31 protein-coding genes are annotated in these 26,511 nt (G+C 72.6%); 21 read left to right on the top strand and 10 right to left on the bottom strand.

Annotation, left to right across the window (positions count from 1 at the left end; genetic code table 11):
• Window positions 1-56: 56 nt before the first annotated feature.
• The 21 genes from ACL02R_RS16905 (at window position 57) to ACL02R_RS16805 (ending at window position 21,323) form a co-directional block, all read left to right on the top strand.
• Complete coding sequence (locus ACL02R_RS16905) at window positions 57-1,349, top strand: homoserine dehydrogenase (RefSeq protein ID WP_412797740.1); 1,293 nt, start codon at window positions 57-59, stop codon at window positions 1,347-1,349.
• Window positions 1,350-1,389: 40 nt separating this feature from the next.
• Window positions 1,390-2,472, top strand: coding sequence for a threonine synthase (gene thrC / locus ACL02R_RS16900; protein ID WP_412797786.1), 1,083 nt, complete (start codon window positions 1,390-1,392; stop codon window positions 2,470-2,472).
• 230 nt (window positions 2,473-2,702) lie between these two features.
• Window positions 2,703-3,629, top strand: coding sequence for a homoserine kinase (gene thrB / locus ACL02R_RS16895; RefSeq protein WP_412797739.1), 927 nt, complete (start codon window positions 2,703-2,705; stop codon window positions 3,627-3,629).
• Window positions 3,630-4,014: 385 nt separating this feature from the next.
• Window positions 4,015-5,973, top strand: coding sequence for a transcription termination factor Rho (gene rho / locus ACL02R_RS16890; protein ID WP_412797738.1), 1,959 nt, complete (start codon window positions 4,015-4,017; stop codon window positions 5,971-5,973).
• A 134-nt stretch (window positions 5,974-6,107) separates the two neighbouring features.
• Window positions 6,108-7,259: an LCP family protein gene (locus tag ACL02R_RS16885; protein ID WP_412797737.1), complete on the top strand. Its 1,152-nt coding sequence runs from the start codon at window positions 6,108-6,110 to the stop codon at window positions 7,257-7,259.
• Window positions 7,260-7,378: 119 nt separating this feature from the next.
• Window positions 7,379-7,603, top strand: a complete 225-nt coding sequence (gene rpmE / locus ACL02R_RS16880) for a 50S ribosomal protein L31 (protein ID WP_362965508.1) — start codon at window positions 7,379-7,381, stop codon at window positions 7,601-7,603.
• 134 nt (window positions 7,604-7,737) lie between these two features.
• Complete coding sequence (prfA, locus tag ACL02R_RS16875) at window positions 7,738-8,808, top strand: peptide chain release factor 1 (RefSeq protein ID WP_412797736.1); 1,071 nt, start codon at window positions 7,738-7,740, stop codon at window positions 8,806-8,808.
• Window positions 8,809-8,832: 24 nt separating this feature from the next.
• Complete coding sequence (gene prmC, locus ACL02R_RS16870; RefSeq protein ID WP_412797735.1) at window positions 8,833-9,723, top strand: peptide chain release factor N(5)-glutamine methyltransferase; 891 nt, start codon at window positions 8,833-8,835, stop codon at window positions 9,721-9,723.
• A 32-nt stretch (window positions 9,724-9,755) separates the two neighbouring features.
• Window positions 9,756-10,403, top strand: a complete 648-nt coding sequence (locus tag ACL02R_RS16865) for an L-threonylcarbamoyladenylate synthase (protein WP_412797734.1) — start codon at window positions 9,756-9,758, stop codon at window positions 10,401-10,403.
• Between the two features lie 62 nt (window positions 10,404-10,465).
• Window positions 10,466-11,125: a protein-tyrosine-phosphatase gene (locus tag ACL02R_RS16860; protein WP_412797785.1), complete on the top strand. Its 660-nt coding sequence runs from the start codon at window positions 10,466-10,468 to the stop codon at window positions 11,123-11,125.
• A gap of 142 nt (window positions 11,126-11,267) precedes the next feature.
• Window positions 11,268-12,692, top strand: coding sequence for an MraY family glycosyltransferase (locus ACL02R_RS16855; RefSeq protein ID WP_412797733.1), 1,425 nt, complete (start codon window positions 11,268-11,270; stop codon window positions 12,690-12,692).
• A gap of 297 nt (window positions 12,693-12,989) precedes the next feature.
• Window positions 12,990-13,415: a hypothetical protein gene (locus tag ACL02R_RS16850; protein ID WP_412797732.1), complete on the top strand. Its 426-nt coding sequence runs from the start codon at window positions 12,990-12,992 to the stop codon at window positions 13,413-13,415.
• A 213-nt stretch (window positions 13,416-13,628) separates the two neighbouring features.
• Entirely contained in the window at window positions 13,629-14,438 is an 810-nt protein-coding gene (gene atpB, locus ACL02R_RS16845) for a F0F1 ATP synthase subunit A (protein ID WP_412797731.1), read from the top strand.
• An 82-nt stretch (window positions 14,439-14,520) separates the two neighbouring features.
• Window positions 14,521-14,751 carry an ATP synthase F0 subunit C gene (gene atpE / locus ACL02R_RS16840; RefSeq protein WP_052848131.1) on the top strand — a complete coding sequence of 77 codons (231 nt, stop codon included), beginning with the start codon at window positions 14,521-14,523 and terminating at the stop codon, window positions 14,749-14,751.
• Between the two features lie 41 nt (window positions 14,752-14,792).
• A complete protein-coding gene (locus ACL02R_RS16835; protein WP_412797730.1) occupies window positions 14,793-15,353 on the top strand; it encodes a F0F1 ATP synthase subunit B in 561 nt (186 codons plus the stop codon).
• Window positions 15,354-15,358: 5 nt separating this feature from the next.
• Window positions 15,359-16,183 (top strand): F0F1 ATP synthase subunit delta, encoded by an 825-nt coding sequence (locus ACL02R_RS16830; RefSeq protein ID WP_412797729.1) that lies wholly within the window; start codon window positions 15,359-15,361, stop codon window positions 16,181-16,183.
• Window positions 16,184-16,317: 134 nt separating this feature from the next.
• The gene (gene atpA / locus ACL02R_RS16825) at window positions 16,318-17,889 is read left to right on the top strand and encodes a F0F1 ATP synthase subunit alpha (protein WP_412797728.1); all 1,572 of its coding nucleotides are present in this window, start codon (window positions 16,318-16,320) and stop codon (window positions 17,887-17,889) included.
• 3 nt (window positions 17,890-17,892) lie between these two features.
• Window positions 17,893-18,822, top strand: a complete 930-nt coding sequence (locus ACL02R_RS16820; protein WP_412797727.1) for a F0F1 ATP synthase subunit gamma — start codon at window positions 17,893-17,895, stop codon at window positions 18,820-18,822.
• Window positions 18,823-18,824: 2 nt separating this feature from the next.
• Window positions 18,825-20,279: a F0F1 ATP synthase subunit beta gene (atpD, locus tag ACL02R_RS16815; protein ID WP_412797726.1), complete on the top strand. Its 1,455-nt coding sequence runs from the start codon at window positions 18,825-18,827 to the stop codon at window positions 20,277-20,279.
• Window positions 20,280-20,421: 142 nt separating this feature from the next.
• Window positions 20,422-20,805 (top strand): F0F1 ATP synthase subunit epsilon, encoded by a 384-nt coding sequence (locus ACL02R_RS16810; RefSeq protein WP_412797725.1) that lies wholly within the window; start codon window positions 20,422-20,424, stop codon window positions 20,803-20,805.
• 71 nt (window positions 20,806-20,876) lie between these two features.
• Window positions 20,877-21,323 (top strand): DUF2550 domain-containing protein, encoded by a 447-nt coding sequence (locus ACL02R_RS16805; protein WP_412797724.1) that lies wholly within the window; start codon window positions 20,877-20,879, stop codon window positions 21,321-21,323.
• Window positions 21,324-21,385: 62 nt separating this feature from the next.
• Here the strand turns inward: ACL02R_RS16805 and ACL02R_RS16800 are convergent, their stop codons facing one another.
• The 10 genes from ACL02R_RS16800 to ACL02R_RS16755 all read right to left on the bottom strand — a co-directional run bounded on the left by ACL02R_RS16800 (window position 21,386) and on the right by ACL02R_RS16755 (window position 26,504).
• Window positions 21,386-21,649 carry a gas vesicle protein K gene (locus ACL02R_RS16800; RefSeq protein WP_412797784.1) on the bottom strand — a complete coding sequence of 88 codons (264 nt, stop codon included), beginning with the start codon at window positions 21,647-21,649 and terminating at the stop codon, window positions 21,386-21,388.
• Window positions 21,650-21,714: 65 nt separating this feature from the next.
• On the bottom strand, window positions 21,715-21,990 hold the full coding sequence (locus ACL02R_RS16795) for a gas vesicle protein (protein ID WP_412797723.1): 276 nt from the start codon (window positions 21,988-21,990) through the stop codon (window positions 21,715-21,717).
• On the bottom strand, window positions 21,971-22,813 hold the full coding sequence (locus ACL02R_RS16790; RefSeq protein ID WP_412797722.1) for a GvpL/GvpF family gas vesicle protein: 843 nt from the start codon (window positions 22,811-22,813) through the stop codon (window positions 21,971-21,973). Before ACL02R_RS16790 ends, ACL02R_RS16795 begins: the two co-directional genes overlap by 20 nt.
• Entirely contained in the window at window positions 22,810-23,163 is a 354-nt protein-coding gene (gene gvpJ, locus ACL02R_RS16785; protein WP_412797783.1) for a gas vesicle protein GvpJ, read from the bottom strand. The genes ACL02R_RS16790 and gvpJ (ACL02R_RS16785) overlap by 4 nt, the downstream gene beginning before the upstream one ends.
• Before the next feature lie 2 nt (window positions 23,164-23,165).
• Complete coding sequence (locus tag ACL02R_RS16780) at window positions 23,166-24,092, bottom strand: SRPBCC family protein (RefSeq protein WP_412797721.1); 927 nt, start codon at window positions 24,090-24,092, stop codon at window positions 23,166-23,168.
• A 5-nt stretch (window positions 24,093-24,097) separates the two neighbouring features.
• Window positions 24,098-24,697: a hypothetical protein gene (locus tag ACL02R_RS16775; protein ID WP_412797720.1), complete on the bottom strand. Its 600-nt coding sequence runs from the start codon at window positions 24,695-24,697 to the stop codon at window positions 24,098-24,100.
• Window positions 24,697-24,990: a gas vesicle protein GvpG gene (locus tag ACL02R_RS16770; RefSeq protein WP_412797719.1), complete on the bottom strand. Its 294-nt coding sequence runs from the start codon at window positions 24,988-24,990 to the stop codon at window positions 24,697-24,699. The genes ACL02R_RS16775 and ACL02R_RS16770 overlap by 1 nt, the downstream gene beginning before the upstream one ends.
• 1 nt (window position 24,991) lies before the next feature.
• Window positions 24,992-25,750 (bottom strand): GvpL/GvpF family gas vesicle protein, encoded by a 759-nt coding sequence (locus tag ACL02R_RS16765; protein WP_412797718.1) that lies wholly within the window; start codon window positions 25,748-25,750, stop codon window positions 24,992-24,994.
• On the bottom strand, window positions 25,747-26,169 hold the full coding sequence (gene gvpJ / locus ACL02R_RS16760) for a gas vesicle protein GvpJ (protein WP_412797717.1): 423 nt from the start codon (window positions 26,167-26,169) through the stop codon (window positions 25,747-25,749). The genes ACL02R_RS16765 and gvpJ (ACL02R_RS16760) overlap by 4 nt, the downstream gene beginning before the upstream one ends.
• Before the next feature lie 32 nt (window positions 26,170-26,201).
• The gene (locus tag ACL02R_RS16755; RefSeq protein ID WP_362965466.1) at window positions 26,202-26,504 is read right to left on the bottom strand and encodes a gas vesicle protein; all 303 of its coding nucleotides are present in this window, start codon (window positions 26,502-26,504) and stop codon (window positions 26,202-26,204) included.
• Window positions 26,505-26,511: the final 7 nt, after the last annotated feature.

Raw genomic sequence — 26,511 nt, 5'->3', positions numbered from 1 at the left:
CGTGAGACTGGAAGGGCCCCGCGGGGGCCGGAGAAGAAGCTGAAAGGCGAGGTCGCATGGTGCGAAGCCGTCCGCTGAAGGTGGCGCTGCTGGGTTGTGGGGTCGTCGGCTCCCAGGTCGCCCGCCTGATGACGACGCACGCCGCCGACCTCGCCGCCCGCATCGGCGCGCCGGTCGAACTGGCCGGGGTCGCCGTACGCCGCCCCGACCGGGTGCGCGGCGGTGTCGCGCCGGAGCTGGTCACGACCGACGCGGCGGGCCTCGTGGCGCGCGGCGACATCGACGTCGTGGTCGAGCTGATCGGCGGGATCGAACCGGCCAGGACGCTGCTCACCAGCGCGTTCGAGCACGGCGCCGGCGTCGTCACCGCGAACAAGGCGCTCCTCGCCCAGGACGGCCCGACCCTGCACGCCGCCGCGGCCGCGCACCGCGCCGACCTCTGGTTCGAGGCCGCCGTCGCCGGGGCGATCCCGCTGCTGCGCCCGCTGCGCGAGTCCCTCGCGGGCGACAACGTGAACCGCGTCCTCGGCATCGTGAACGGCACCACCAACTTCATCCTCGACCGCATGGAGTCCAGCGGCGCGAGCTACGGCGAGGCGCTCCAGGAGGCCACCGCCCTCGGGTACGCCGAGGCCGACCCGACCGCCGACGTGGAGGGCTTCGACGCCGCCGCGAAGGCCGCGATCCTGGCCGGCATCGCGTTCCACAGCCGCGTCTCGCTCGACGACGTGCACCGCGAGGGCATCACCGAGGTCACGGCCGCCGACATCGCGAGCGCCCGCAAGATGGGCTGCACGGTCAAGCTGCTGGCGATCTGCGAACGGGCCGAGGACGGCCGGTCCGTCACCGCGCGTGTCCACCCGGCGATGATCCCGCTGACGCACCCGCTCGCGTCGGTGCGCGAGGCGTACAACGCCGTCTTCGTCGAGGCGGACGCGGCGGGCCAGCTGATGTTCTACGGTCCCGGCGCGGGCGGCGTGCCCACCGCGTCGGCTGTGCTCGGCGACCTGGTGGCGGCCTGCCGCAACCGGCTCAGCGGCGGCCGCGGCCCCGGCGAGTCGGCGTACGCGGCGCTGCCGGTCGGCCCCATGGGCGAGGTCGTCACGCGCTACCACATCAGTCTCGACGTGGCCGACAAACCGGGCGTGCTCGCCCAGTGCGCCATGGTCTTCGCGGATCAGGGCGTGTCCATCGACACGGTGCGGCAGACCGGCAAGGACGGCGAGGCGCAGCTCGTCGTCGTCACGCACCGGGCTCCCGATGCCGCGCTCTCGGCGACCGTCGAGGAGCTGCGGAAACTGGACACGGTGCACGGCGTCGCGAGCATCATGCGCGTCGAAGGGGAGTAGCGCCGTGCGCGGCGCAGCCAACACGAAGGGCACGATCGTCATGAACTCACCCGCCATCTCCGCCACCAGCCGCCAGTGGCGGGGCGTCATCGAGGAGTACCGCGACCGGCTCCCGGTCACGGCCGGCACTCCGGTGGTGACTCTGCGTGAGGGTGGTACGCCGCTCGTGCCCGCCCAGGTGCTCTCCGAGCGCACCGGCTGCGAGGTGCACCTCAAGGTCGAGGGCGCGAACCCGACCGGCTCCTTCAAGGACCGCGGCATGACCATGGCGATCTCCAAGGCCAAGGAGGAGGGCGCCCGCGCCGTCATCTGCGCCTCGACGGGCAACACCTCCGCCTCCGCCGCCGCGTACGCGGTGCGTGCCGGGATGGTGTGCGCCGTCCTCGTGCCGCAGGGCAAGATCGCGCTGGGCAAGATGGGCCAGGCGCTCGTGCACGGCTCGCGCATCCTCCAGGTGGACGGCAACTTCGACGACTGCCTGACGCTGGCCCGCGGCCTGTCCGAGAAGTACCCGGTGGCACTTGTCAACTCTGTCAACCCGGTGCGCATCGAGGGCCAGAAGACCGCCGCGTTCGAGATCGTGGACATGCTCGGCGACGCCCCCGACATCCATGTCCTGCCGGTCGGCAACGCGGGCAACATCACCGCGTACTGGAAGGGCTACGGGGAGTACGCGGCCGACGGGCCCGCCGGCCGCACCCCCCGCATGTGGGGCTTCCAGGCCTCCGGCTCCGCCCCCCTCGTCCGCGGCGAGCCGGTCAAGGACCCCACGACGATCGCCACCGCCATCCGCATCGGCAACCCCGCGTCCTGGACGCTCGCCGAGCGGGCGCGCGACGAGTCCGGCGGCTTCATCGACGAGGTGACTGACCGTCAGATCCTGTCCGCCTACCGGCTGTTGGCCGCGCAGGAGGGCGTTTTCGTCGAGCCCGCCTCCGCCGCGTCCGTCGCCGGACTGCTCAAGGCGCACGAGCTGGGCCTCGTCGATCCGGGGCAGCGGATCGTCTGCACGGTCACCGGCAACGGGCTGAAGGACCCCGACTGGGCCGTGGCCGGCGCCCCCCGCCCCGTCACCGTCCCGGTGGACGCGGACGCCGCCGCGGAACGCCTCGGCCTGGCCTGACCGGGGGCGTGGCGGGACGACACCTGGCAGCCCTGTATCGCGTCTGAACCTTCCTTCGATACGCTGGCCTTCGTCCCCCGGGCGGTGCGCCGCCCGTGCCGTGCCCGCGTGGCGGGGCTCCCCCCGCGCCGCACGTCCCGCGTGTCGCCGCCGCCGTGCGCGCCACGTCCAGGGGGCGCGCCGCACGTCTCAGCAAGGCCGCACGTCTCAGCAAGGAGAGTCATCCAGCGATGGCCCATCCCGCCTTCCGCGCCGCCGCCGTACGGGTGCGCGTCCCCGCGACCAGCGCCAACCTCGGCCCCGGCTTCGACGCGCTGGGCCTCGCCCTCGGCCTGTACGACGACGTGGTCGTCCGGGTGGCCGACAGCGGCCTCGACGTGGACATCGCGGGCGAGGGCGCGGACACCGTCGCGCGCGACGAGGGCAACCTCCTGGTCCGCTCGCTGCGCACCGCGTTCGACGCGCTCGGCGGGCAGCCGCGCGGCCTTGAGGTGGTCTGCGCCAACCGCATCCCGCACGGGCGCGGCCTCGGCTCCTCCTCGGCGGCCATCTGCGCCGGTCTGGTCGCGGCCCGCGCGGTGACCACGGGCGGCGAGAGCCGGATCGACGACGCGGCGCTGCTGGAGCTGGCCGCCGAGATCGAGGGCCACCCCGACAACGTCGCCGCCTGCCTCCTCGGCGGCTTCACGCTCGCCTGGGGCGAGGGCGGCGCGGTGCGGGCCGTGCGCATGGACCCGGCGCCCGGTGTCGTCCCCGTCGTCTTCGTCCCGTCACGGCCGCTGGCGACCGAGACCGCCAGGGGGCTGCTGCCCCGCACCGTCCCGCACGTGGACGCGGCGGCGAACGCGGGCCGCGCCGCGCTGCTCGTCGAGGCCATGACCAGGCGCCCCGAGCTGCTGCTGCCCGCCACCGAGGACCGGCTGCACCAGGAGTACCGCGCCCCGGCGATGCCGGAGAGCGCCGCCCTCGTGCACCGGCTGCGCTCGGACGGCGTGCCCGCCGTGATCTCCGGCGCGGGCCCCACCGTGCTGGCGCTGGCCGACGAGGGCCAGGCCGACAAGACCGCCCGGCTGGCCGGTGACGGCTGGACGGCGAACCGGCTGGACCTGGACACGGCGGGCGCCAGCGTCCTCCCGCTGGCCGGGCAGGGCCGGTGACCCCGCGGCGGGCCCGCCGCCGAAAAGTCGTCGAGAGGGGGAATGAACGCGACGTCCGGTAGTGTTAATCTCAAGTCCGCACCTACCACCCGACGGGTCCGGTGCGGAATTCCGGGGTCACCTTTCTGGGGCCACCTCTTCCTCCGGGAGCCTCCACTCATCTGCCTGAGCAGCCTGCCTGGTAGCGCCGAGCACGCTCCGGAGTCCGGTGCGGCGGAAGCAGTCCGCGACCCCGCGCACCACTCATGAATCGAATCCTCCGCCGCGCGCAGTGAGCGGGCGGGATCTACCGCACCGGCCGGTCCACCGCACAGGGCCGCAGCCGGACAGCACGACCGGTCGCCGAGCCAGACAGGCCGACGTCCGCTCCAGGGAAGGACCCTTAGTGAGCGACACCACCGATCTGATGGGCGTGAGTGCCGACACCGCCGGCAAGAGCGCCGGTGCTGCCACCGCGTCCGCCACGGACGCTCCTGCCGCCTCCGCCGCGCCCCGGCGCCGGCGCGCCGGCACCGGCCTTGAGGGCATGGTGCTTGCCGAGTTGCAGCAGGTCGCGGCGAAGCTGGGGATCAGGGGCACGGCGCGGATGCGCAAGAGCCAGCTGATCGAGGTCATCAAGGAGAAGCAGGCCGGCGGCGCGCCGTCGCCGGCGGGTGAGGCGGGACCCGCCGCCGAGGCCGCCGAGAAGCCCAGGCGCCGCGCCACCTCCCGCGCCCGCACCGGTGAGGAGTCCGGTGCCGCGCAGCAGATCGACATCCCGGGGCAGGGCGAGGCCAAGGCCGCGACCGCCGCCCCCGAGACCGCGGACCGCGCCGAGCCGGCCCCCGCCGCCGAGCAGGGTGGCAAGGGCCAGGGCGACGGCCAGCAGGAGCGCCAGCCCAAGCGTGACCGCGACCGCGACCGTGGCCGCCGCGACAAGAGCGGCGCGCAGGGCCAGGGCGGCCAGGGCGGCCAGGGCGGTCAGCACAACAACCAGAACAACAACCAGAACAACAACCAGGGCGGCCAGAACGCCCAGGGCCAGGGCCGCAACCGCGACCGTGACCGCGACGGCAACCGCGAGCGTGACAGGGACCGCGACAGGCGCCGCGACGACGACCGTGACGACGACTTCGACGGCGGCCGCCGCGGACGCCGCGGACGGTACCGCGACCGCCGCGGGCGGCGCGGCCGTGACGAGGTCGTCGAGCCGCAGATCACCGACGACGACGTCCTGATCCCCGTCGCGGGCATCCTCGACATCCTCGACAACTACGCGTTCGTCCGCACCTCCGGCTACCTGCCGGGTCCGAACGACGTGTACGTCTCGCTCGCCCAGGTCCGCAAGAACGGCCTGCGCAAGGGCGACCACGTCACCGGCGCGGTCCGCCAGCCCAAGGACGGCGAGCGCCGCGAGAAGTTCAACGCGCTGGTCCGCCTCGACTCGGTCAACGGCACGTCGGCCGAACAGGGCCGCGGCCGTCCCGAGTTCAACAAGCTGACGCCGCTGTACCCGCAGGAGCGCCTGCGCCTGGAGAACGACCCGGGCGCCCTGATCCCGCGCATCATCGACCTCGTCGCGCCCATCGGCAAGGGCCAGCGCGGCCTGATCGTGGCCCCGCCGCGCACCGGCAAGACCACGATCATGCAGTCGATCGCCAACTCGATCACGCACAACAACCCCGAGTGCCACCTGATGGTCGTCCTCGTGGACGAGCGTCCCGAAGAGGTCACCGACATGCAGCGCGCGGTCAAGGGCGAGGTCATCTCCTCGACCTTCGACCGGCCCTCGGAGGACCACACCACCATCGCGGAACTGGCCATCGAGCGCGCCAAGCGCCTCGTGGAGCTGGGCCACGACGTGGTCCTGCTGCTGGACAACATCACCCGTCTCGGCCGCGCCTACAACCAGGCCGCGCCCGCCTCGGGCCGCATCCTGTCCGGTGGCGTCGACTCCGCCGCGCTCTACCCGCCGAAGAAGTTCTTCGGCGCCGCGCGCAACATCGAGGACGGCGGCTCGCTGACCATCCTGGCCACCGCGCTGGTCGAGACCGGCTCGCGCATGGACGAGGTGATCTTCGAGGAGTTCAAGGGCACCGGCAACATGGAGCTCAAGCTCGACCGGAAGCTCTCCGACAAGCGCATCTTCCCCGCCGTGGACGTCGACGCGTCCGGCACGCGCAAGGAGGAGATCCTCCTCGGCAGCGAGGAACTGGCCATCGTCTGGAAGCTGCGCCGCGTCCTGCACGCGCTGGACCAGCAGCAGGCCATCGAACTGCTCCTGGACAAGATGAAGAAGACCAAGAGCAACGCCGAGTTCCTGCTCCAGATCCAGAAGACGACGCCGACGCCGAGCGGCGACTGACCCGCACCACCCCGTTCCACCCCGCACCACCCGTACGCCCCCGGCCCCGCGCGGACCGGGGGCGTACGCGTGCCGTGCCGCGCGCCCCGGAAGATCGACGAGCGCCCCCCGCCCCACGGGGGCAGCATGGATGAATGAGTGGCGAACCGGACGGACCGGGCACCCGCAGGCGGCAGCGCCTCCCGCGCCGCCGGCGCCGCGGTACGCCGCGCAGCCGCCGGAGCCGGGTCCTGCGCGCGGTGCTGCTGGCCCTCGCCGGGCTGCTGCTGGTCAGCGGCGCGGGCGTCACCGCGCTGTGGGTCAAGCTGGACGGCAACATCTCGCAGATCGACATCGACTCCGCGCTCGGCGCCGACCGCCCCGAGGACAGCCCCAACGGGTCGATGGACCTCCTCGTCCTCGGCTCCGACTCCCGGGCGGGCGCGAACGGCTCCTACGGCAACGAGCCGGGCGCCCGCGCCGACACCGCGATGGTCGTCCACGTGAACGCCGCCGGGGACGCCGCCACCGTCGTGTCGATACCGCGCGACACCCTCGTCAGCCGTCCCTCCTGCGAACGCACCGGCGGCGGCACCGCACCCGCCCGGCCCCGCTCGATGTTCAACGAGGCGTACACGGTCGGTGGCCCCGCGTGCGCGGTGAAGACCGTCGAGGAGCTGACCGGCCTGCGCATGGACCACTACCTCGAAGTGGACTTCAAGGGCTTCGCCCGCCTCATCGACACGCTGGGCGGCGTCGAGATCACGACGACCCAGGCCATCGACGACCGCGACAGCAAGCTGGACCTCCCGGCCGGGACGCACACCCTCGACGGCGAGCAGGCTCTCGCGCTCGTCCGCACCCGCAAGGCGGTCGGGGACGGCAGCGACCTCAGCCGCATCCAGCTCCAGCACACGTTCCTCCAGGCGCTCGCCGACCAGGTCAGCGGCCTCGGCCTGGTCACCGACCCGAAGCGGCTCTACGACCTCGCCGACACCGCCACCTCGACCGTCACCACCGACAAGGACCTCGGCTCGGTCTCCGAGCTGGCGGCGCTCGGCAGGACGTTCCAGGGCATCGGCTCGGACGACCTGGAGATGGCGACGCTGCCCGTCACGTACGACCCGCTCGACCCCAACCGCGTGGTGCCCATGGAACGGCAGGCGCGCGCGGTGTGGGGCGCGCTGCGCGACGACCGGCCCGTGCCCGAGTCCGCGCTGCGGGACTCGGCGGCGCGCGAGGGGACCGTCCAGAGCGTCAGGGCGGGTACGGGGGAGCCGCGGGCGGCCCTGGACGCGGGGGAATAGCTCAGGCGCGTACCCCGTTTTGGCTGCCGGGAACAGTCCTGGCAGACTGGAGCGTCGGCCCCGGTTCACGGCACGCGCCCGCGTACCGACCCGGAGCCCTCCCGAACCAAGGAGAGACCGTGAAGCGCGACATCCACCCGGCGTACGGCGAGACCCAGGTCAGCTGCACCTGCGGCGCCACGTTCACCACCCGCAGCACCATCGACGGCGGCAGCATCCGCGCCGACATGTGCTCCGAGTGCCACCCGTTCTACACCGGCAAGCAGAAGATCCTCGACACCGGCGGCCGCGTCGCCCGCTTCGAGGCGCGCTTCGGCAAGAACGCCGGGTCCGCCCGCAAGTAGCGACCCCGACGGCGCCGGGCCCGGCCGCTCCCCTCGTGAGCGGCCGGACCGGCGCCGTTCGCGTCCCCGCCCGCGCGGGCCCCGCGAGACGCACCCCCACGAGACGCACCCACACGAGCCCAGGAGCACGCACGATGTTCGAGGCGGTCGAGGAACTCATCGGCGAACACGCCGACCTCGAACGGAAGCTCGCCGACCCGGGGGTGCACGCCGACCAGGCCGCCGCCCGGCGCCTCGGCAAGCGCTACGCCGAGCTGACCCCGGTCATCACCGCCTACCGGGCCTGGAAGTCCTGCGGCGACGACATCGAGGCCGCCCGCGAACTGGCCGCCGAGGACCCGGATTTCGCCGCCGAGGTCAAGGAGCTGACCGCGCGCCGCGAGGAGCTGACCGACGAGCTGCGCCTCCTGCTCGTCCCGCGCGACCCGAGCGACGACAAGGACGTCATCCTGGAGATCAAGGCGGGCGAGGGCGGCGACGAGTCGGCCCTCTTCGCCGGCGACCTCCTGCGGATGTACCTGCGGTACGCGGAACGCGTCGGCTGGCGCACCGAGATCCTCGACGGGAACGAGTCGGACCTCGGCGGCTACAAGGACGTCTCCGTGGCCGTGAAGTCCCGGGGCACCCCCGAGCCCGGCCAGGGCGTCTGGGCGCGGCTGAAGTACGAGGGCGGCGTCCACCGTGTGCAGCGCGTCCCGGCCACCGAGTCGCAGGGCCGCATCCACACCTCGGCGGCGGGCGTGCTCGTGCTCCCGGAGGCCGAGGACGTGGACATCGACGTCAACCCGAACGATCTCCGCATCGACGTCTACCGCTCGTCAGGACCCGGCGGCCAGTCCGTGAACACCACCGACTCCGCCGTGCGCATCACACACCTGCCGACCGGCATCGTCGTGTCCTGCCAGAACGAGAAGAGCCAGCTCCAGAACCGCGAGCAGGCCCTGCGCATCCTCCGCGCCCGCCTGCTGGCCGCCGCGCAGGAGGAGGCGGACCGCGAGGCGTCCGACGCACGCCGCAGCCAGGTCCGCACCGTGGACCGCTCCGAGCGCGTGCGCACGTACAACTACCCGGAGAACCGCATCTCCGACCACCGCGTCGGCTTCAAGGCGTACAACCTCGACCACGTGCTCGACGGCGACCTCGACGCCGTCATCCAGGCCTGCGTGGACGCCGACGCCGCGGCGAAGCTGGCGGCGGCGCAGTGACGGCGGGTGCGTAGGGTGGGCTCCGTGACCGCATCGTCCCCGTCCCCGCCGCCGTCCCAGCCCCCGTCACGGTCCGTGCTGCTGGCCGAGGTCGCCCGCGCCACCCAGCGGCTGGCCGACGCGGGCGTGCCCTCGCCGCGCTTCGACGCGGAGGAGCTGGCCGCCTACGTGCACGGCACCGAGCGCGCGAAGCTGCACACCGTGCCCGACGCCGAGTTCGACGCCAGGTACTGGGAGGCCGTCGCGCGGCGCGAGGCGCGCGAGCCGCTCCAGCACATCACGGGGCGCGCGTTCTTCCGCTACCTCGAACTCCAGGTGGGCCCCGGGGTGTTCGTCCCGCGCCCGGAGACCGAGTCGGTCGTCGGCTGGGCCATAGACGCCGTCCGCGCCATGGACGTCGCCGAACCGCTGATCATCGACCTGTGCACGGGCTCGGGCGCCATCGCCCTCGCGCTCGCCCAGGAGGTGCCGCGCTCCCGCGTCCACGCCGTCGAGCTGGACGAGGCGGCGCTGGAGTGGGCCAGGCGCAACGCGGAGGGCAGCCGCGTCGTCCTCCACCACGGGGACGCGCGCACCGCCCTGCCCGAACTGACCGGCCAGGCCGACCTGGTGATCTCCAACCCGCCGTACATCCCCCTCACCGAGTGGGAGTACGTGGCGCCCGAGGCCAGGGACTACGACCCCCAGCTCGCGCTCTTCTCCGGCGAGGACGGCCTCGACGTCATCCGGGGCCTCGAACGGGCCGCCCACCGGCTCCTGCGCCCCGGCGGCATGGTCGTGGTCGAGCACGCCGACACCCAGGGCGGCCAGGTGCCGTGGATCTTCACCGAGGACCGCGGCTGGGCCGACGCCGCCGACCATCCCGACCTCAACAACAGGCCCAGGTTCGCCACCGCCCGCCGGGTCGCGCGGTAAACCCGGCAACGGTGAGAGGAGACACTTCACCCATGGCACGTCGTTACGACTGCTCCGTCGCCGTCGATCGCAAGAACGGCCTGCGCGAGGCCGCCTCCGCCGCCCGCCGCGGCGAACTGGTCGTCCTGCCGACCGACACGGTCTACGGCATCGGCGCCGACGCCTTCTCGCCCGGCGCCGTCGGCGACCTGCTGGCCGCCAAGGGCCGCGGCCGGAGCATGCCCTCGCCCGTCCTCATCGGCTCGCCCACCACGCTGCACGGCCTCGTCACCGACTTCGGCGAGCGCGCCTGGGAACTGGTCGACGCCTTCTGGCCAGGCGCGCTCACCCTCGTCGCGCGCCACCAGCCGTCGCTGGCCTGGGACCTGGGCGAGACGCGCGGCACGGTCGCCGTCCGCATGCCGCTGCACCCGGTCGCGATCGAGCTGCTGAAGGAGTTCGGCCCGATGGCCGTCTCCAGCGCCAACCTCACCGGCCACGCCCCGCCGCAGACCTGCGACGCCGCCAGGGAGATGCTCGGCGACGCGGTCTCCGTCTACCTCGACGGCGGGCCGACGCCGGACGCCGTGCCGTCGTCCATCGTCGACGTCACCGGTCGCGTACCGGTGCTGCTGCGCGCCGGGGCGGTGAGCGAGGAGGAGCTGCGGAAGGTCGTTCCCGATCTGGAGACGTCCCGTTGAGCCCGCCTCCACCTCCGCCGCCCCCACCCCCTCCGCCGCCGGGGAGCCACGCGGCCACCGGCATACGGGCGGCCGAGGCGGCCGGCACCCCGGCACGCGTCTTCCGCATCCTCCACGTCAGCACCGGCAACGTCTGCCGCTCCCCGATCACCGAACGCCTCACCCGCCAGGCGCTCGACGAGCGGCTCGGCCCGTTCGCGCGCGGCCTCGTCGTGGAGAGCGCCGGCACATGGGGGCACGAGGGCGCGCCCATGGAGGAGCACGCCGCGCAGCTGCTGGCCGAGTACGGCGCCGACCCGGGCGGCTTCACCGGCCGCGAGCTGCTGGACGAGCACGTCGTCCAGGCCGACCTCGTCCTGACCGCCACCCGGGACCACCGCGCGCAGGTCATCTCGATGGGGCACTCGGCGGGGCTGCGGACGTTCACGCTCAAGGAGTTCACGCGCCTCGTGCGCGCCATCGACATGGCGACGCTGCCGGCCGCCGAGTCGCCCGAGGGCCTGGTGGAACGCGCCCGCGCCCTCGCGCGGGCCGCCGCCGCCCTGCGCGGCTGGCTGCTCGCGCCCACGGCCGAGGCGGACGAGGTGCAGGACCCGTACGGCGCGCCGCTGCCGTACTTCCGCAGCGTCGGCGAGGAGATCCGCACGGCGCTCGAACCGGTCGTGACGGCCCTGACCGGCGTCCCGCCGCGCCGCGCGCAGGCCAGGCACGCCCTGCGCTGACCCGGCCCCGGATGACCGCGCCGGAGACGGGTGGGGGACAGAGGGGACGGACGGGCAGGGAGCGGACAGCGGGGCGGCGAAGGAGGGACTGAAACGTGAGAGGGTGTTGCGCGGCAGTCCAGCGAGACCATCGGGGCTTTCTGTGCGCGAATACCTGTTGACGCTCTGCGTCGCGGCGGCCGTCACCTACCTGCTGACCGGTCCGGTGCGGAAGTTCGCCATCGCCTGGGGCGCGATGCCGGCGATCAGGGCCCGCGACGTCCACCGCGAGCCGACGCCGCGTCTCGGCGGCATCGCCATGTTCGGCGGCCTGTGCGCCGGTCTGCTCGCGGCGTCGCAGCTGGAGAACGTCGGCGAGGTCTTCCGGCTGTCGGACGAGCCGCGCGCGCTGCTGTCCGGTGCCGCCCTGATCTGGGTGATCGGCGTCCTGGACGACCGGTACGGCGTGGACGCGCTGCTGAAGCTCGGCCTCCAGATGGTCGCGGCGGGCGTCATGGTCCTCCAGGGCCTCACGATCCTGTGGCTGCCGATCCCGACCGTCGGCGTCGTCGCGCTCACCCCGCTCCAGGGCACGCTGCTGACCGTCGCGCTGGTCGTGATCACGATCAACGCGGTGAACTTCGTGGACGGCCTCGACGGCCTCGCGGGCGGCATGGTGGGCATCGCGGCGGCGGCGTTCTTCCTGTACAGCTACCGCATCTGGTACGGCTACGGCATCGAGGCGGCGGCGCCCGGCACGCTCTTCGCCGCCGTGCTGATCGGCATGTGCGCCGGCTTCCTGCCGCACAACCTGCATCCGGCGCGCATCTTCATGGGCGACTCCGGCTCGATGCTGCTCGGCCTGGTGCTGGCGGCGGGCGCCGTGTCGATCACGGGCCAGGTGGACCCGGACGCCGTGAACCTGTTCACACAGTCCGAGTCGACGACGGTCCAGGAGCTGATCCCGGTCTACATCCCGCTGCTGCTGCCGCTGACGATCATCGCCGTCCCGTTCGCCGACCTGGTGATGGCGATCGTCCGCCGCACCTGGAACGGGCGTTCGCCGTTCTCCGCCGACCGCGGGCACCTGCACCACCGGCTGCTGGAGATCGGGCACTCGCAGACCCGCGCCGTGCTGATCATGTACTTCTGGTCGGCGCTGATCGGGTTCGGCGCCGTCGCGTACTCGGTGCAGTCGCTGAGCGCCTGGATCGTGCCGACCGTGCTGGCGCTCAGCGCGCTGGGGCTCATCGTGCTGCTGCTGCCGCGCTTCACCCCGCGCGTGCCCCCGTGGGCCGAGCGCGTGGTGCCGCCGCGCTACCGCATCCGGCGCCAGGAACGGCTCGCCGCCCAACGGCAGTCGGCGGAGGCGGCCGTACCGGCGGGAACGGGCCACGGCACCGCGCAGCGGCCCGCCGAGGCGCCTGGCGGGCCGGGGGAGGGCCCCGGTGCCGGGCCGTCGTCCACGGACGCGGGAATGGCCGCGAGGGAGCAGCCGCGCCCCCCGCACGCGGGCCCCCACGGCGCCACGGCGGTCGGTGACCGCAAGCGTTTCGCCGACCGCCGGAAGATCGACACCCGCTCTTAACAGATGTCACCCACAGCGTCAGCGGCGCAACGCCGTGAATACTCCTCCCGTGTGATCTCCTCCACACGAACTGGGTAAAGACCTCATCAAATAGTTTGTGATAGCGTTCACGAAAGCCCGGCGCCGCAGCCCACCGCCGGACTCAGAACACGCCCGTCAGGCGCGGCGGTCACGCCCCGCGCGAACCGGCCCCCACGGCGGATCGCGCACCGTCCCCGGCACGACCGCCCGAGCCCGCCGGACACCGCCAATGTCGAAGACGACACGTCCCCGAAGCCCCGCCGGAGAAACACTTCCATGCAGTCCAACGACGCCCGGATCATCCGCGGCGCCGCGATCCCCACTGCCGCGGTAGGTGTGCTCGCCGTTGCCGTCGGCGCGGTGACGGCCGCCACGGACGGCGCCGTCGGGGTCGCGCTCGGCGTCCTGGTGGCCGCCGGTTTCTTCGCGCTCGGCATGGTCTCGCTCAGCGCCGTCGGAGACCGCTGGCCCGAACTCTTCATGGGCGCGGCCCTGTTGATCTACACGACCCAGATGGGGCTGCTGCTCGTCCTCCTTCTCCTGCTGCGCGACGCCTCGTTCCTCGACGGACGGGCCTTCGCGGCGGGCGTCGTGGTGGGCATCGCCGCCTGGCTCGGCGGCACGGTCCGGGCGCATGTCACGTCCAAGACGCCCTACGTCGTGCCGGAGTCGGGCACGGCGCCACCCGGCGGCCGGCGATGAGCCGGGGCGAGGGGTGGATAACCGGTGTCGTCGCGGGCTGCTATCGTCCGTCGCCGGAAGCCGGGGCGTCGCGGCACGGGCTGTGCGGGACAGCCGTGCGCACGCTGACCGGCCCGCCTTCCGCCACACCCAGTCCAGTGCCGTCCCGTGGCACGCTGCCACGCCGACACATCGAGGTAGCCGTATTCATGCGTCACGCCGAGGGAGCTCACGGTGAGTAACGATCAGCTGCTCGCCTTCGAGACCGATTGCCATCTGTTCCAGGACTGCGGCTTCCCCGCTCCGTCGGTGTGGTCGTTCATCTTCGACCCGCTGTTCAGCATCGGTCCGATCGAGTTCAACAAGATCATGCTGCTGGCGCTGCTCGGCACGGTCGCGATCCTGGCCTTCTTCTGGACCGCGTTCGCCAAGCCGAAGGTCGTTCCCGGCAAGCTCCAGATGGTCGCCGAGGCGGGCTACGACTTCGTCCACCGGGGCATCTCCCGCGAGATCATCGGCAAGAAGGGCGAACCGTACGTCCCGCTGCTCGTCTCGCTGTTCTTCTTCGTCTGGGTGATGAACGTCTGGGCGGTCATCCCGTTCGCCCAGTTCCCCGTCACCTCGGCGATCGCCTTCCCGGCCGCGCTCGCGGTGACGGTGTGGGTCGTCTACATGACGGTCACCTTCAGGACCAACGGCTTCGCCGGCGGCCTGCGGAACCTCTGCGTCCCCAGCGGCCTGCCCAAGGGCATCTACGTCGTCCTCACGCCGATCGAGTTCATCTCGAACGTGTTCCTGCGGCCGTTCACGCTGGCCGTCCGGCTCTTCGCCAACATGTTCGCCGGCCACCTCCTGCTGCTGCTGTTCATCACGGCCAGCTGGTACATGCTGGGCACCGTCGTCGGCACGCTCTACGCGATCCCCGCGCTGGTCCTGGCACTCGTGCTGACCGTCTTCGAGCTGTTCATCCAGGCGCTCCAGGCGTACGTCTTCACCGTCCTGACCGCCACATACCTCTCCCAGGCGCTCGAAGAGGCGCACTGAGAGCCAGCAAGACCTTCCCGACCGCACGACCCACCGGTGGGCCAACCCCCCACCGGCCCACCACAGAGAAGGAACCACCGACATGTCCGCTTTCGAAACCCTTGCCGCCGTCGAAGGCAGCGTCAACACCATCGGCTTCGGTCTCGCGGCCATCGGCCCCGGTGTGGGCGTCGGCATCGTGTTCGGCAACGGCGTGCAGGCCATGGCCCGCCAGCCCGAGGCCGCCGGTCTCATCCGTACCAACATGCTGCTCGGCTTCGCCGTCATCGAGGCGCTGGCGCTGATGGGCTTCGTGCTGGCGTTCGCCATCTGATCCCAGCACCACCCGCCCCAACCGACGAGAGGTCAACCACCATGTTGTTCGCGGAGAGCGAGGGACCGCAGAGCCCGCTGTTGCCGGTGTGGCCCGAGGTCTTCATCGGGCTCTTCTGCTTCGCGGTCATCTTCTTCGTCTTCTACAAGAAGCTCCTCCCCAGCATCAACAAGACGCTGGAGGAGCGTCGCGAGGCCATCGAAGGCGGCATGGAGAAGGCCGAGGCCACCCAGGCCGAGGCCCGCCAGACGCTGGAGAGCTACCGGGAGCAGCTCGCCGAGGCCCGCCACGAGGCCGGCCGGCTGCGCCAGGAGGCCAAGGAGCAGGGCGCGGCGCTCATCGCGGAGATGCGCGCCGAGGGCCAGCGGCAGCGCGAGGAGATCATCGCCGCCGGCCACGCCCAGATCGAGGCGGACCGCAAGCAGGCCGCCGAGCAGCTGCGGCAGGACGTCGGCAAGCTCGCCGTCGATCTCGCCGGCCGGCTCGTCGGTGAGTCCCTGGAGGACCACGCCCGCCAGAGCAGGACGATCGACCGCTTCCTGGACGAGCTGGAGAACCGCGCCGAGGCCGGCGTCCCCAGCCAGTCCGGAAGGGAAGCGTGACCTCCATGAACGGAGCGAGCCGCGAGGCGCTGGAGGCGGCCAGGGAACGGCTCGACGCCCTGGCCGACAACACGTCTGTCGACGCCGCCGCCCTCGCAGGCGACCTGGCCTCGGTCACCGGCCTGTTCGACCGCGAGGTCGGGCTGCGCCGGGTGCTGACCGACCCCGCCCAGCAGGGCGAGCAGAAGGCCGGCCTGGTCGCGCGGCTGCTGACCGGGCAGGTCTCGGGAGAGGCCGTCGACCTGGTCTCCGGCATGGTCAGGTCCCGCTGGTCGGCCTCCCGCGACCTGGTGGACGCGGTGGAGGAGCTGGCGGACAGCGCCGACCTCATCGCCGCGGAGCGGGCCGGCGGCCTGGACGCGGTGGAGGACGAGCTGTTCCGCTTCGCGCGGATCGTCGCCACCTCGCCGCAGCTGCGGGCCTCGCTCGCCGCGCGGAACAACGAGCCGGGCGCCGTGGCGGCCAGGGCCGGGCTGGTCTCCGACCTGCTCGGCGGCCGTACCCACGAGGTGACGCAGCGGCTGGTCGTGCGCCTGGTGGAACGGCCGCGAGGCCGTAGCCTGGAGGCAGGGCTCGACGCGCTGTCCACGCTGGCGGCGGCGCGCCGCGGCCGGTCGGTCGCGGTCGTCACCACGGCGGTGCCGCTGAGCGACCAGCAGCGGGAACGCCTGGGCGGCGCCCTGGCCCGGCTGTACGGCCGGCCCATCCAGCTCAACCTGGACGTGGACCCGGCCGTCGTCGGCGGGATCTCGGTCCGGGTCGGGGACGAGGTCATCCACGGCACCGTCGCCGACCGCCTGGAGGACGTCAGCCGGCGCCTCGCCGGCTGACCGCGCGGGCGGAGCGCGCCGCGAGCGTCACGCGCGCGGCGCCGAGAAGCCAGAACAAGATTGCAGGACCAGCGGCCCGGTTGGGCCGTAGACGGACGAACGTACGGGCCCAACAAGGAGAGCAGGGAACCCAGATGGCGGAGCTCACGATCCGGCCGGATGAGATCCGGGACGCACTGGAGAACTTTGTCCAGTCGTACACGCCGGACGCGGCCTCGCGGGAAGAGGTCGGGACGGTCAGCGTTGCCGGTGACGGCATCGCGCTGGTCGAGGGGCTGCCCTCGGCCATGGCGAACGAACTGCTGGAGTTCGAGGACGGCACCCTCGGCCTCGCCCTCAACCTTGAGGAGCGCGAGATCGGCACCGTGGTCCTCGGTGAGTTCAGCGGGATCGAGGAGGGCCAGCCGGTGCGCCGCACCGGTGAGGTGCTGTCCGTCGGCGTCGGCGACAAGTACCTCGGCCGTGTCGTCGACCCGCTGGGCAACCCGATCGACGGCCGCGGCGAGATCGAGTCGGAGGGCCGCCGCGCCCTCGAACTCCAGGCCCCCTCGGTCATGCAGCGCAAGTCGGTGCACGAGCCCATGGAGACCGGCTACAAGGCCGTGGACACCATGACGCCGATCGGCCGCGGCCAGCGCCAGCTGATCATCGGCGACCGGCAGACCGGCAAGACCGCCCTCGCGGTGGACACGATCATCAACCAGCGCGACAACTGGCGCTCCGGCGACCCGAACAAGCAGGTCCGCTGCATCTACGTGGCGATCGGCCAGAAGGGCTCCACCATCGCGTCCGTGCGCGGCGCGCTGGAGGAGGCCGGCGCGATGGACTACACCACCATCGTGGCCGCCCCCGCGTCCGACCCGGCCGGCTTCAAGTACATCGCGCCCTACACGGGCTCGGCCATCGGCCAGCACTGGATGTACCAGGGCAAGCACGTCCTGATCGTCTTCGACGACCTGTCGAAGCAGGCCGACGCCTACCGCGCCGTCTCCCTGCTGCTCCGCCGCCCGCCGGGCCGCGAGGCGTACCCGGGCGACGTCTTCTACCTGCACTCCCGCCTCCTGGAGCGCTGCGCCAAGCTCTCCGACGAGATGGGCGGCGGCTCGATGACCGGCCTGCCGATCGTCGAGACGAAGGCCAACGACGTGTCGGCGTTCATCCCGACCAACGTCATCTCCATCACCGACGGCCAGTGCTTCCTGGAGTCCGACCTGTTCAACGCGGGCCAGCGCCCGGCGCTGAACGTCGGTATCTCCGTCTCCCGTGTCGGCGGCTCCGCGCAGCACAGGGCGATCCGGCAGATCACCGGTTCGCTGCGTGTGGACCTCGCCCAGTACCGCGAGCTGGAGGCGTTCGCCGCCTTCGGTTCCGACCTGGACGCCGCGTCCAAGTCCGCGCTGGCGCGCGGTCAGCGCATGGTCGAGCTGCTGAAGCAGGACCAGTACAGCCCGTTCTCGACCGAGAACCAGGTCGTCTCCGTCTGGTCCGGTACCAGCGGCCTGATGGACGACATCCCGGTCGGCGAGATCCGCCGCTTCGAGCGCGAGCTGCTGGACTACCTGGGCCGTGACCACAAGGACCTCATGACCTCCATCCGGGAGGGCGGCAAGATGTCGGACGAGACGCTCGACGCCGTCCGCTCGGCGGTCAACCAGTTCAAGCAGCAGTTCCAGACGGCGGACGGCCGGCTGCTGGGCGAGGACTGACCCATGGGCGCTCAGCTTCGCGTTTACAAGCGGCGGATCAAGTCCGTCACGGCCACCAAGAAGATCACCCGCGCCATGGAGATGATCGCGGCCTCGCGCATCGTCAAGGCGCAGCGCAAGGTGGCCGCGTCGGCTCCGTACGCCGACGAGCTGACCAAGGCCGTCACGGCCGTGGCGCGCGGCGCGGACGTCAAGCACCCGCTGACCACCGAGGCCGAGCGGCCCCGGCGGGCGGCGGTGCTGCTGATCACGTCCGACCGCGGCCTGGCCGGCGGCTACTCCGCCAACGCCATCAAGGCGGGCGAGCACCTGACGAGCGAGCTGGTCGCCCAGGGCAAGCAGGTGGACGCGTACGTCGTCGGCCGCAAGGGCGTCTCGTACTACGGCTTCCGCGAGCGGCCGGTCGTCCAGTCGTGGACCGGTTTCACGGACAGCCCGACGTACGCGGACGCCAAGGCCGTGGCGGCGCCGCTCATCGAGGCGGTCCAGCGGGACACCGACGAGGGCGGCGTCGACGAGCTGCACATCGTCTTCACCGAGTTCGTCTCGATGATGACGCAGTCGCCGGTCGAGGCCAGGATGCTGCCGCTGACCCTGAAGTCGACGGCCGAGGAGTCGGCCGAGGTCTTCGAGCGCGGCAACCAGCCTGCGCCGCTCTACGAGTTCGAGCCGTCGGCCGAGCAGGTGCTGGACGCGCTGCTGCCGCGCTACGTCGAGAGCCGGATCTACAACGCCCTGCTCCAGGCGGCGGCCTCCAAGCACGCCGCCACCCGCCGGGCGATGAAGTCCGCGACCGACAACGCCGAGGACCTCATCCGGTCCCTCACCCGGCTTGCGAACGCGGCCCGCCAGGCCGAAATCACCCAGGAAATCACCGAGATCGTCGGTGGCGCGAGCGCCTTGGCCGACGCGACCGCGGGAAGTGAACGCTGATCATGACTACTGCTGCCGAGTCGGCCCCCACGCAGGCCACGGCCACGGGCCGTATCGCGCGGGTCAGGGGGCCCGTGGTGGACGTGGAGTTCCCGGTGGACTCCATGCCCGAGATCTACAACGCGCTGACCGTCGACATCGCCGACCCGGCGCAGGCGGGCGCGAGGAAGACGCTGACCCTTGAGGTCGCGCAGCACCTGGGCGACGGCATGGTCCGTACCATCGCCCTGGAGCCCAACGACGGCCTGGTCCGCCAGGCGCCCGTCACCGACACCGGCAAGGGCATCACGGTGCCGGTCGGCGACGTGACCAAGGGCCGCGTCTTCAACACCCTGGGCCGCATCCTCAACGAGCCCGAGGCCGAGGCGGAGATCACCGACCGGTGGGAGATCCACCGGCAGGCGCCCGCGTTCGACCAGCTTGAGTCGAAGACCGAGATGTTCGAGACCGGTCTGAAGGTCATCGACCTGCTGACCCCCTACGTCAGGGGCGGCAAGATCGGCCTGTTCGGCGGCGCCGGGGTGGGCAAGACCGTGCTCATCCAGGAGATGATCATGCGTGTGGCGAAGCTGCACGAGGGCGTCTCCGTGTTCGCCGGTGTGGGCGAGCGCACCCGTGAGGGCAACGACCTGATCGAGGAGATGGCCGAGTCCGGCGTGCTCCCGCAGACCGCCCTCGTCTTCGGCCAGATGGACGAGCCGCCGGGCACCCGCCTGCGCGTCGCCCTGGCCGGTCTGACCATGGCGGAGTACTTCCGCGATGTGCAGAAGCAGGACGTGCTGTTCTTCATCGACAACATCTTCCGCTTCACGCAGGCCGGCTCCGAGGTGTCCACGCTGCTGGGCCGCATGCCCTCCGCGGTGGGCTACCAGCCGAACCTGGCGGACGAGATGGGTGTGCTCCAGGAGCGCATCACCTCGACCCGCGGCCACTCGATCACCTCGATGCAGGCGATCTACGTGCCCGCCGACGACCTGACGGACCCGGCCCCGGCCACCACGTTCGCCCACCTCGACGCGACGACGGTGCTCTCCCGTCCGATCTCGGAGAAGGGCATCTACCCGGCCGTGGACCCGCTGGACTCCACGTCCCGCATCCTGGACCCGCGCTACGTCTCGCAGGACCACTACGACTGCGCCTCGCGCGTCAAGAACATCCTCCAGAAGTACAAGGACCTCCAGGACATCATCGCCATCCTCGGCATGGACGAGCTGGGCGAGGAGGACAAGCTCACCGTCAGCCGCGCCCGCCGTATCGAGCGCTTCCTGTCGCAGAACACCCACGCGGCGAAGCAGTTCACCGGCCTCGACGGCTCGGACGTGCCGCTGGACGAGTCCATCGCCGCGTTCAACGCCATCGCGGACGGGGAGTACGACCACTTCCCCGAGCAGGCGTTCTTCATGTGCGGTGGCCTGGACGACCTGAAGGCCAAGGCGAAGGCGCTCGGCGTCTCCTGACGCCGGGCGGCCGGCCTGCCCGGACCCCGGGGCGGGGGTTCACCCCCAGGGGTGCCCCCGCCCCGCGGATGTCCGCGAGCCCCATCTATTCTTCGACTAGCCGGCGATATCCAGGCGGATATCCGGAAGTGAGGGAGCCATCGTGGCTGAGCTGCACGTCGAGTTGGTCGCCGCCGACCGCCGGGTCTGGTCCGGTGAGGCGAGCCTGGTCGTCGCGCGGACCACCGCGGGCGACATCGGCATCATGCCGGGGCACCAGCCGGTGCTCGCCGTCCTGAAGTCGGGCCCCGTGACCATCCGCACGGCGGGTGAGAGCGGCGCGGGCACGGTCACCGTGGCCGTCCACGGCGGTTTCCTGTCGTACACGGACGGTAAGCTGTCGCTGCTCGCCGAGATCGCCGAGCTGTCCGACGAGATCGACGTCGAGCGTGCCCAGCGTGCCCTGGAGCAGGCGAGGTCGGAGGAGGACGCCGAGGCCGAGCGGCGTGCCGACGTCCGCCTGCGTGCTGTCTCGGCGGACCGCTGACGCATCACCAGGCACACCCAGGGGTATCCGGCGCGAGACACGGCGGTACGAGGCGAGGAGGTCGTTGACCCATGGTTGTCGTCCTGCTCGTGTCCGTCGGCGCGGTGCTGGTCCTCGCGGTCCTCGGGCTCTTCGGCTTCGGACTGCGGCGGCGGCTGATCCAGCGGTCCGGCGGCACGTTCGACTGTAGCGCGCGGTTCGCCGCACGCGCCGGACTGCCCGCGGGCAAGGGCTGGCGCTACGGCGTCGCCCGCTACAACGGGGACCACATCGAGTGGTTCCGCGTGTTCTCCTACGCGCCGCGCCCGCGCCGGACGCTGGAGCGCGACCGCATCCAGGTACGCGAGCGGCGGCGGCCGGAGGGCGAGGAGGAGCTGGCGCTGCTGCCCGGGGCGGTGGTGCTCAGCTGTCGCCATGACGACTGGGACATCGAGCTGGCGATGAGCGAGGACGCGCTCACCGGCTTCCTGGCCTGGCTGGAGGCGGCGCCACCCGGACAACGGGTGAACGTCGCCTGAGCCGGGCCTTTCTCGTTCCCAGGGGCGCGTGCGTTCCCAGGGCGCGTGCGTTCTCCGGGGGCTCAGTCGCGGGGCAGCAGGGAGCCGAGGGGCCCGAGGTCGAGGTTGAGGTCCTCGGGTTTCAGGCCGAACTGGTCACGCAGCTCGCCCATCCGCCGGTCGAGCAGCATCAGGGTGGTCCCGACGCGTTCCACCTGCTCGTCCGTCAGCTCGCCCGAGTCGGCGCGGCGGACCGCCTGCCGTTCCATGAGCTGCCGCAGCAGCTCCACGACGGTCAGCACGAGCGCCGCCAGGTCGCGGCCGACGCTCTCGCCGTCGATGTCCACCCGGGCGGGCGCGCCGGGCGCCGCCGCGAGGGCCGTGCCGTCCGGCAGGCCGGCGCGCAGGCCGCTCACAGCGGCCCGCTGTCGGCCCAGGGCGACGGGACCCGTTCGGACACCGTCGCCAGCAGCGCGTGCAGGGACAGCCGGACGAGGGGGACCTCGGCGATGGCGATCACCAGGTCCCCGCTGATGACGACGCCGCAGCCGAGGACCCGGTCGAGCAGGTCCACGAGCGGGACGCCGATCGGGCCGTAGGGCCCGTCGGGGCCGGCCCAGGGTGCGGGTTCCGGCGGGGTGGGCACGCCGGAGGCGGGCGTGGTGGCGTCAGCCAGGGTTCTCGTCATGGTCCTCACCGGTGAAGGAGTAGGGCGCCCAGGGGCCGGTCAGCTCGACGCGCACCCGTCCGGCGGTCTCCGGAGCGGAGCGGAGGGCGGCGACGGCGGCGGCGAACGCGTCGGCGCGGGAGCGGTCCACGAGGTACGCGGTGTTCGCCACCTGCGGTTGCGTGCCCGTCTCCTGGAGACGCAGGTCGCGTGACGCGGCGGCGAGGGGGCGCAGGCGCTCGCGGACGTGCCGGGCGGCGTCGTACGCGGCCTGGCGCCGGTCGTCCCGGGCGTGCTGGCGGCCGCGCAGGCGGTCGAGGTACGCGCGGCCGGTCGCCGCCTGGGCCGCCGGGGTGGGCTCCGGCGGCGGTGTGGCGGCGGGGGCGGTGAGCGTGAGTTTGACGCCCCACTCGTCGCGGCCGGTGACGCGGTCGAGGACGGTCAGGAAGCGCCGCGCGTCGGCGGTGAGCGCGTCGCGGGCGCGCGCGTCCGCCAGGTAGAGCGTGGCGAGGGGGAGGGGGATGGCCGGGGCGGTCGCGGCCGTGGCGGCGACGACCTCGTCGTGCGCCCGCGCGTACCGTTCGAGGGCGTCGCGGTCGGCGAGGCGTTCGCGCAGGGCCTCGGGGGTGAAGGCCTCGGCGGGCACGTCCTGCACCACGGCCGCAAGCGGTCCCGCGGCGAGCGCGCGGACCGGTCCTGAGGCCGTCACGTGCCCGGACACGGAGGCCAGGGCGTCGGCCAGGGCGTCCGCGGAGGCGCGGGGGCAGACGGCGAAGACGCAGGTGGCGGAGCCGTGCCGGGGGGCGGTGGTGTGGGGTGCGGGGGAGGTGGGGGAGGTCGTCATGTGTGGTCCAGGGTGTCCCGTTCGTGTTCGGCGATGCGGTCCCGTTCGAGGTCGGCGATGCGTTCGCGCAGCAGGCGGTTCTCGTCGACGAGGGCGTCGCGGTTGGCCGTGGTGGACAGCGAGGGCTCGGTCTCCCACCAGTTGATGCCGGCCTTCCGCGCGGTGTCCACGGAGGAGATGAACAGGCGCAGCCGGATCGTCAGCAGCTCGATGTCGAGCAGGTCGATCTTGACGTCACCGGCGATGACGATGCCCTTGTCGAGGATGCGCTCCAGGATGTCGGCGAGGTTGGACGGTCCTGAGGGGCGGTGGGTGAACGTCTCGCAGGTGTCCACGGGCTCCACGGGCAGGGTCACCGCTCGTCACCTTCCTCTTCTTCCTCGTCGTCGTCCTCGTCGTCCTCGTCGTCCTCGTCGTCCTCGGTCTCCTCGTCCTCCGACTCGTGGTCCTGGACGACCTCGGCCTCGCGGATCTCGCCGAGCCAGCCCTCGGGCACCTCGTCCGCCTCCAGCGTCACGTGGCGCTGGAAGTTCTTGAGGTCGAGGCGCAGGCGGCGGCCGGCGGCGCGCCAGAGGTTGGCCGTCTTCTCGAAGAACCCGGACGGGTAGTACTGGACGACGACCACGATCCGCGTCAGCTTCGGCGCCAGCTCGTGGAACGTGACGACGCCCCGGCTGCTGCCCTGGGCGCCCTCGGAGGTCCACTCGATCTTCTCGTAGGGGACCTGTTCCTGGACGGTGGCCTTCCAGCTCCGGTTCGACGGGCCGACCTTGAACTTCCAGTCGCTCGTCGTCTCGTCGGGCCGCTCGACGCCCTGGACGCCCTTCATGAAGTCGCTGAAGTCCTCGTACGAGGTCCAGTGGCGGTAGGCCTCGTTCAGCGGGACGCCGATGTCGATGGTCTCGATGATGCTGGTGAACTTGCCGCCGGCCTTGCCGCCCTGCTTCTTGCCGCCGTCGCCTCCGCCGTCACCGCCGTCACCGTCGCCATCACCGCCGCCCATACCCGGGACGGCCTTCTTCACGGAGCCGACCGCCGAGTCCTTGGCCTTGCCGCCGAGGAGCTTCGCGCCGGTCTTCGGCAGGTTCTTGGGGTCAAGCGCGTCCCCGCCGACCTGGCCGGCCACGTCGCCCAGCCTGGCCTGGGCGGCGTCCGCGAGCCGGTGGATCTGGGCCGTGAGGAAGCCGGTGACCTCGTTGCCGAGCCGCTCCAGGCTCTGGGCGAGCGCGTCCTGCGCGCCGCTTCCGCCGTCCTGCCCGGCCGTGTCTCTCTTCGCCATGTCCGTCACCTCTCGCGCTGGGACCGGGACGTGGAGCGCGCGGCGCGCTTGCGGGCGCCGGCCGCCTTCTTCGTGTGGGCCGCCTTGGCCGCGGCGGCCTTCTTCCGCTGCTTGCGCTGCGGCGGCTCCTCGCGGTCCTCCGGGGCCTCGTCCTCCTCCTCTGCATCCGCTGCGTCGTCCTCGTCGTCCGCCTGGGCGCGCCTGCGGTGGGAGCGGTCGCGGTGCCGGTGGCTGTCGTGCCGCTCCGGCCCGGCGCCCTGCTCCTCCTCCCGGTCCTCGTCGTCTGCGCCGTCGCCGCTGCCGAGGGCGCCGCCGAGCGCCTCGGTCCTCTCGCGGAGGGTGTCGGTGAGCGCGCTGATGCGCTCCTGGGCCGCTGTACGGCCGGCGTCGAGCACCTGGCCGCGCAGCCGCTCCGTGGCCTCCGCGAACTGCGGGTTGTCCTGGATCCTGCGCAGCCCCGCGACGGCCAGCCCCGTGGGGCTGAGGCGGAAGCGGCGTCCGGCGACATAGGTGGCGACGACCAGGGCGAGCTTCGCCTTGTGGCGGCGGCCCAGCAGATAGCCGCCCGCGATGCCCGCCGCGACGGCCGCCTTGTGGGAGTCCATCAGTCGGGGACCTTCCTGCTCGGTGGGTGGGTGTGGACCGGTCGTGCGGCGGGTGGCGTGGCGGCCTCGCGGCGGCGGCGCAGCTCGATCAGCAGGGCCTCCTCCTCGCGCTCGAACTCCTCCTCGCCGAGCACGCCCTCGTCGAGCGCCCGGTGCAGCTCGGTGAGCCGGGCCAGGACGGGTGCCGGATCGCTGGTCTCCTTGTCCGCCGCCTCGGCGATCCGCTCGGCCACCCAGGCCGTGCCACGCACGGGGGCCAGCGGCAGCAGGATCAGTCCGGAGAGCAGGCCCATGTCAGGCCTGCCCCATGGCCGCCGCCGCGGTGGCGGCGGGTGCCGCGCCGGGGGTGACGAAGCTGAAGCAGGGCAGCGGGCCGGTGACGCGCAGTTCGGCCCGGTCCGCGAGCGCCGCCGTGTGGCGGGCCGCCTCGGTCCTGAAGCCGGCGACGGCGGCGCGCGGCACGAGGAACGACGTGTTCCCGACACAGCCGGGCACCTCGGGTCCCGGCGCGACGGCCTCCGCGTACGCGGCGAGGGCCCGTACCGCACCGGCGGCGGCCGTCGTGGCGTGGCGCCGCAGCGCGTCGGTGGCGGCCTCGCCGAGGCGGACGCTGGTCTCGTACCCCGGGCGGCGGCGCGCCTGGTCGCGGAGCGCGCGCAGCGTGGCGTCCGCGCGCAGGAGGCCCGCGAGCGCGGCCTCGACGGGGAAGACCTTGCAGTTCATCTCCAGCCGCCCGTCGAGCCGTTCGAGCGTCCGGAGGTGGGTCTCCGGGGACTCCGCGAGCCGTTCCCGGAGCGTGGCGCGATCGGGCGCGACCACGCCGAAGCGCATCGGCAGGACGGGGCCGTCCGCCGCGAGGGCGAGCAGGACCTCCCGGTGCGCGGTGAGGTCGCGGCGTCGTGCCAGCAGGTCGGGCGGCGCCTTGCTGACGGCGGCGGCGAGCGTGCCGTCGCCCACGACGCGGACGCGCGCCGGGGGGTCGCCGACGCCCTGTGCCAGGGCGGGGACGGGGTGTCCCGGGCGGACGAAGCCGTACACGTACAGCGGGCTCATCTCTTACCGTCGTCCTCGTCGTGGTGGTGCCGGTGCGGCCGGTGGTGGCTGGGCTTGAGGGCTTCCTTCGCCTTCTTCGCCTTCTTCTTCAGGCTCTTGGCCGCCTGCTGACGGGCTGTCGGCGGGTGGGGGGCCTGCGCGCCGCCCCTTATGTTGGGCAGGGACTGCGCGCGGTCGTCCGACTCCAGGTCGATGCGGTTGCAGACCTCGGCGAAGTAGAGGTAGGTGTCCACGCTGGCTATGACGACGCGGACGTCCACGCGCAGGATCTCGATGCCGACGAGTGAGACGCGGACGAAGACGTCGATGACCATGCCCCGGTCGAGGATGATGTCGATGACGTCGTACAGCGTCCCCGAGCGGGGCGAGCAGGCGACGCCGTCGGGGTAGGCGGCGGGGTAGGCGGTGGTGACGGTCATGCGGGTGCTCCTTCGCGGGGGGCGGGGGTGCGTCAGTCGTCGGACGCGGCGCGCCGGTAGCGGCGCACCCTGCGGAAGCGCAGGAGTTTCCCGTGCCGGTCGAGGTCCACCTCGTAGGTGGCCATCAGGCTGGTGGTGTCCGGGATGCGGGGGACTTCGAGGACGTCGAGTGCCACGCGCCAGCCGTGCTCCTCGGCGGAGACGCCGGAGACGCCGTCCACGGGGTGGCCGGTGAGGCGTTCGAGGCGGCGGCTGGCACGGCGTGCGGCGCCTTCGGGGCCGCGTACGCGCTCGGCCGTGCCGGACGGGCCGTGCCGTTTCGAGTGTTCTGCCATGGCCTCA

This window comes from Streptomyces sp. MS19, assembly GCF_047200595.1.
GTDB lineage: Bacteria > Actinomycetota > Actinomycetes > Streptomycetales > Streptomycetaceae > Streptomyces.
This window is presented reverse-complemented; position numbering and strand designations above follow the sequence as displayed.

Excerpts from the sequence above, each read along its gene's own strand:
- ACL02R_RS16780 (WP_412797721.1), bottom strand. The coding sequence starts at position 24,092 with ATGGCGAAGAGAGACACGGCCGGGCAGGACGGCGGAAGCGGCGCGCAG.
- ACL02R_RS16820 (WP_412797727.1), top strand. The coding sequence starts at position 17,893 with ATGGGCGCTCAGCTTCGCGTTTACAAGCGGCGGATCAAGTCCGTCACG.
- gvpJ (WP_412797717.1), bottom strand. The coding sequence starts at position 26,169 with ATGACCGTCACCACCGCCTACCCCGCCGCCTACCCCGACGGCGTCGCC.
- ACL02R_RS16865 (WP_412797734.1), top strand. The coding sequence starts at position 9,756 with ATGGCACGTCGTTACGACTGCTCCGTCGCCGTCGATCGCAAGAACGGC.
- ACL02R_RS16765 (WP_412797718.1), bottom strand. The coding sequence starts at position 25,750 with ATGAGCCCGCTGTACGTGTACGGCTTCGTCCGCCCGGGACACCCCGTC.
- atpA (WP_412797728.1), top strand. The coding sequence starts at position 16,318 with ATGGCGGAGCTCACGATCCGGCCGGATGAGATCCGGGACGCACTGGAG.
- atpD (WP_412797726.1), top strand. The coding sequence starts at position 18,825 with ATGACTACTGCTGCCGAGTCGGCCCCCACGCAGGCCACGGCCACGGGC.
- ACL02R_RS16830 (WP_412797729.1), top strand. The coding sequence starts at position 15,359 with ATGAACGGAGCGAGCCGCGAGGCGCTGGAGGCGGCCAGGGAACGGCTC.
- thrC (WP_412797786.1), top strand. The coding sequence starts at position 1,390 with ATGAACTCACCCGCCATCTCCGCCACCAGCCGCCAGTGGCGGGGCGTC.
- atpE (WP_052848131.1), top strand. The coding sequence starts at position 14,521 with ATGTCCGCTTTCGAAACCCTTGCCGCCGTCGAAGGCAGCGTCAACACC.
- ACL02R_RS16755 (WP_362965466.1), bottom strand. The coding sequence starts at position 26,504 with ATGGCAGAACACTCGAAACGGCACGGCCCGTCCGGCACGGCCGAGCGC.
- ACL02R_RS16805 (WP_412797724.1), top strand. The coding sequence starts at position 20,877 with ATGGTTGTCGTCCTGCTCGTGTCCGTCGGCGCGGTGCTGGTCCTCGCG.
- ACL02R_RS16885 (WP_412797737.1), top strand. The coding sequence starts at position 6,108 with ATGAGTGGCGAACCGGACGGACCGGGCACCCGCAGGCGGCAGCGCCTC.
- ACL02R_RS16850 (WP_412797732.1), top strand. The coding sequence starts at position 12,990 with ATGCAGTCCAACGACGCCCGGATCATCCGCGGCGCCGCGATCCCCACT.
- ACL02R_RS16790 (WP_412797722.1), bottom strand. The coding sequence starts at position 22,813 with ATGACGACCTCCCCCACCTCCCCCGCACCCCACACCACCGCCCCCCGG.
- ACL02R_RS16905 (WP_412797740.1), top strand. The coding sequence starts at position 57 with ATGGTGCGAAGCCGTCCGCTGAAGGTGGCGCTGCTGGGTTGTGGGGTC.
- thrB (WP_412797739.1), top strand. The coding sequence starts at position 2,703 with ATGGCCCATCCCGCCTTCCGCGCCGCCGCCGTACGGGTGCGCGTCCCC.
- ACL02R_RS16775 (WP_412797720.1), bottom strand. The coding sequence starts at position 24,697 with ATGGACTCCCACAAGGCGGCCGTCGCGGCGGGCATCGCGGGCGGCTAT.
- ACL02R_RS16770 (WP_412797719.1), bottom strand. The coding sequence starts at position 24,990 with ATGGGCCTGCTCTCCGGACTGATCCTGCTGCCGCTGGCCCCCGTGCGT.
- ACL02R_RS16795 (WP_412797723.1), bottom strand. The coding sequence starts at position 21,990 with ATGACGAGAACCCTGGCTGACGCCACCACGCCCGCCTCCGGCGTGCCC.
- prfA (WP_412797736.1), top strand. The coding sequence starts at position 7,738 with ATGTTCGAGGCGGTCGAGGAACTCATCGGCGAACACGCCGACCTCGAA.
- ACL02R_RS16835 (WP_412797730.1), top strand. The coding sequence starts at position 14,793 with ATGTTGTTCGCGGAGAGCGAGGGACCGCAGAGCCCGCTGTTGCCGGTG.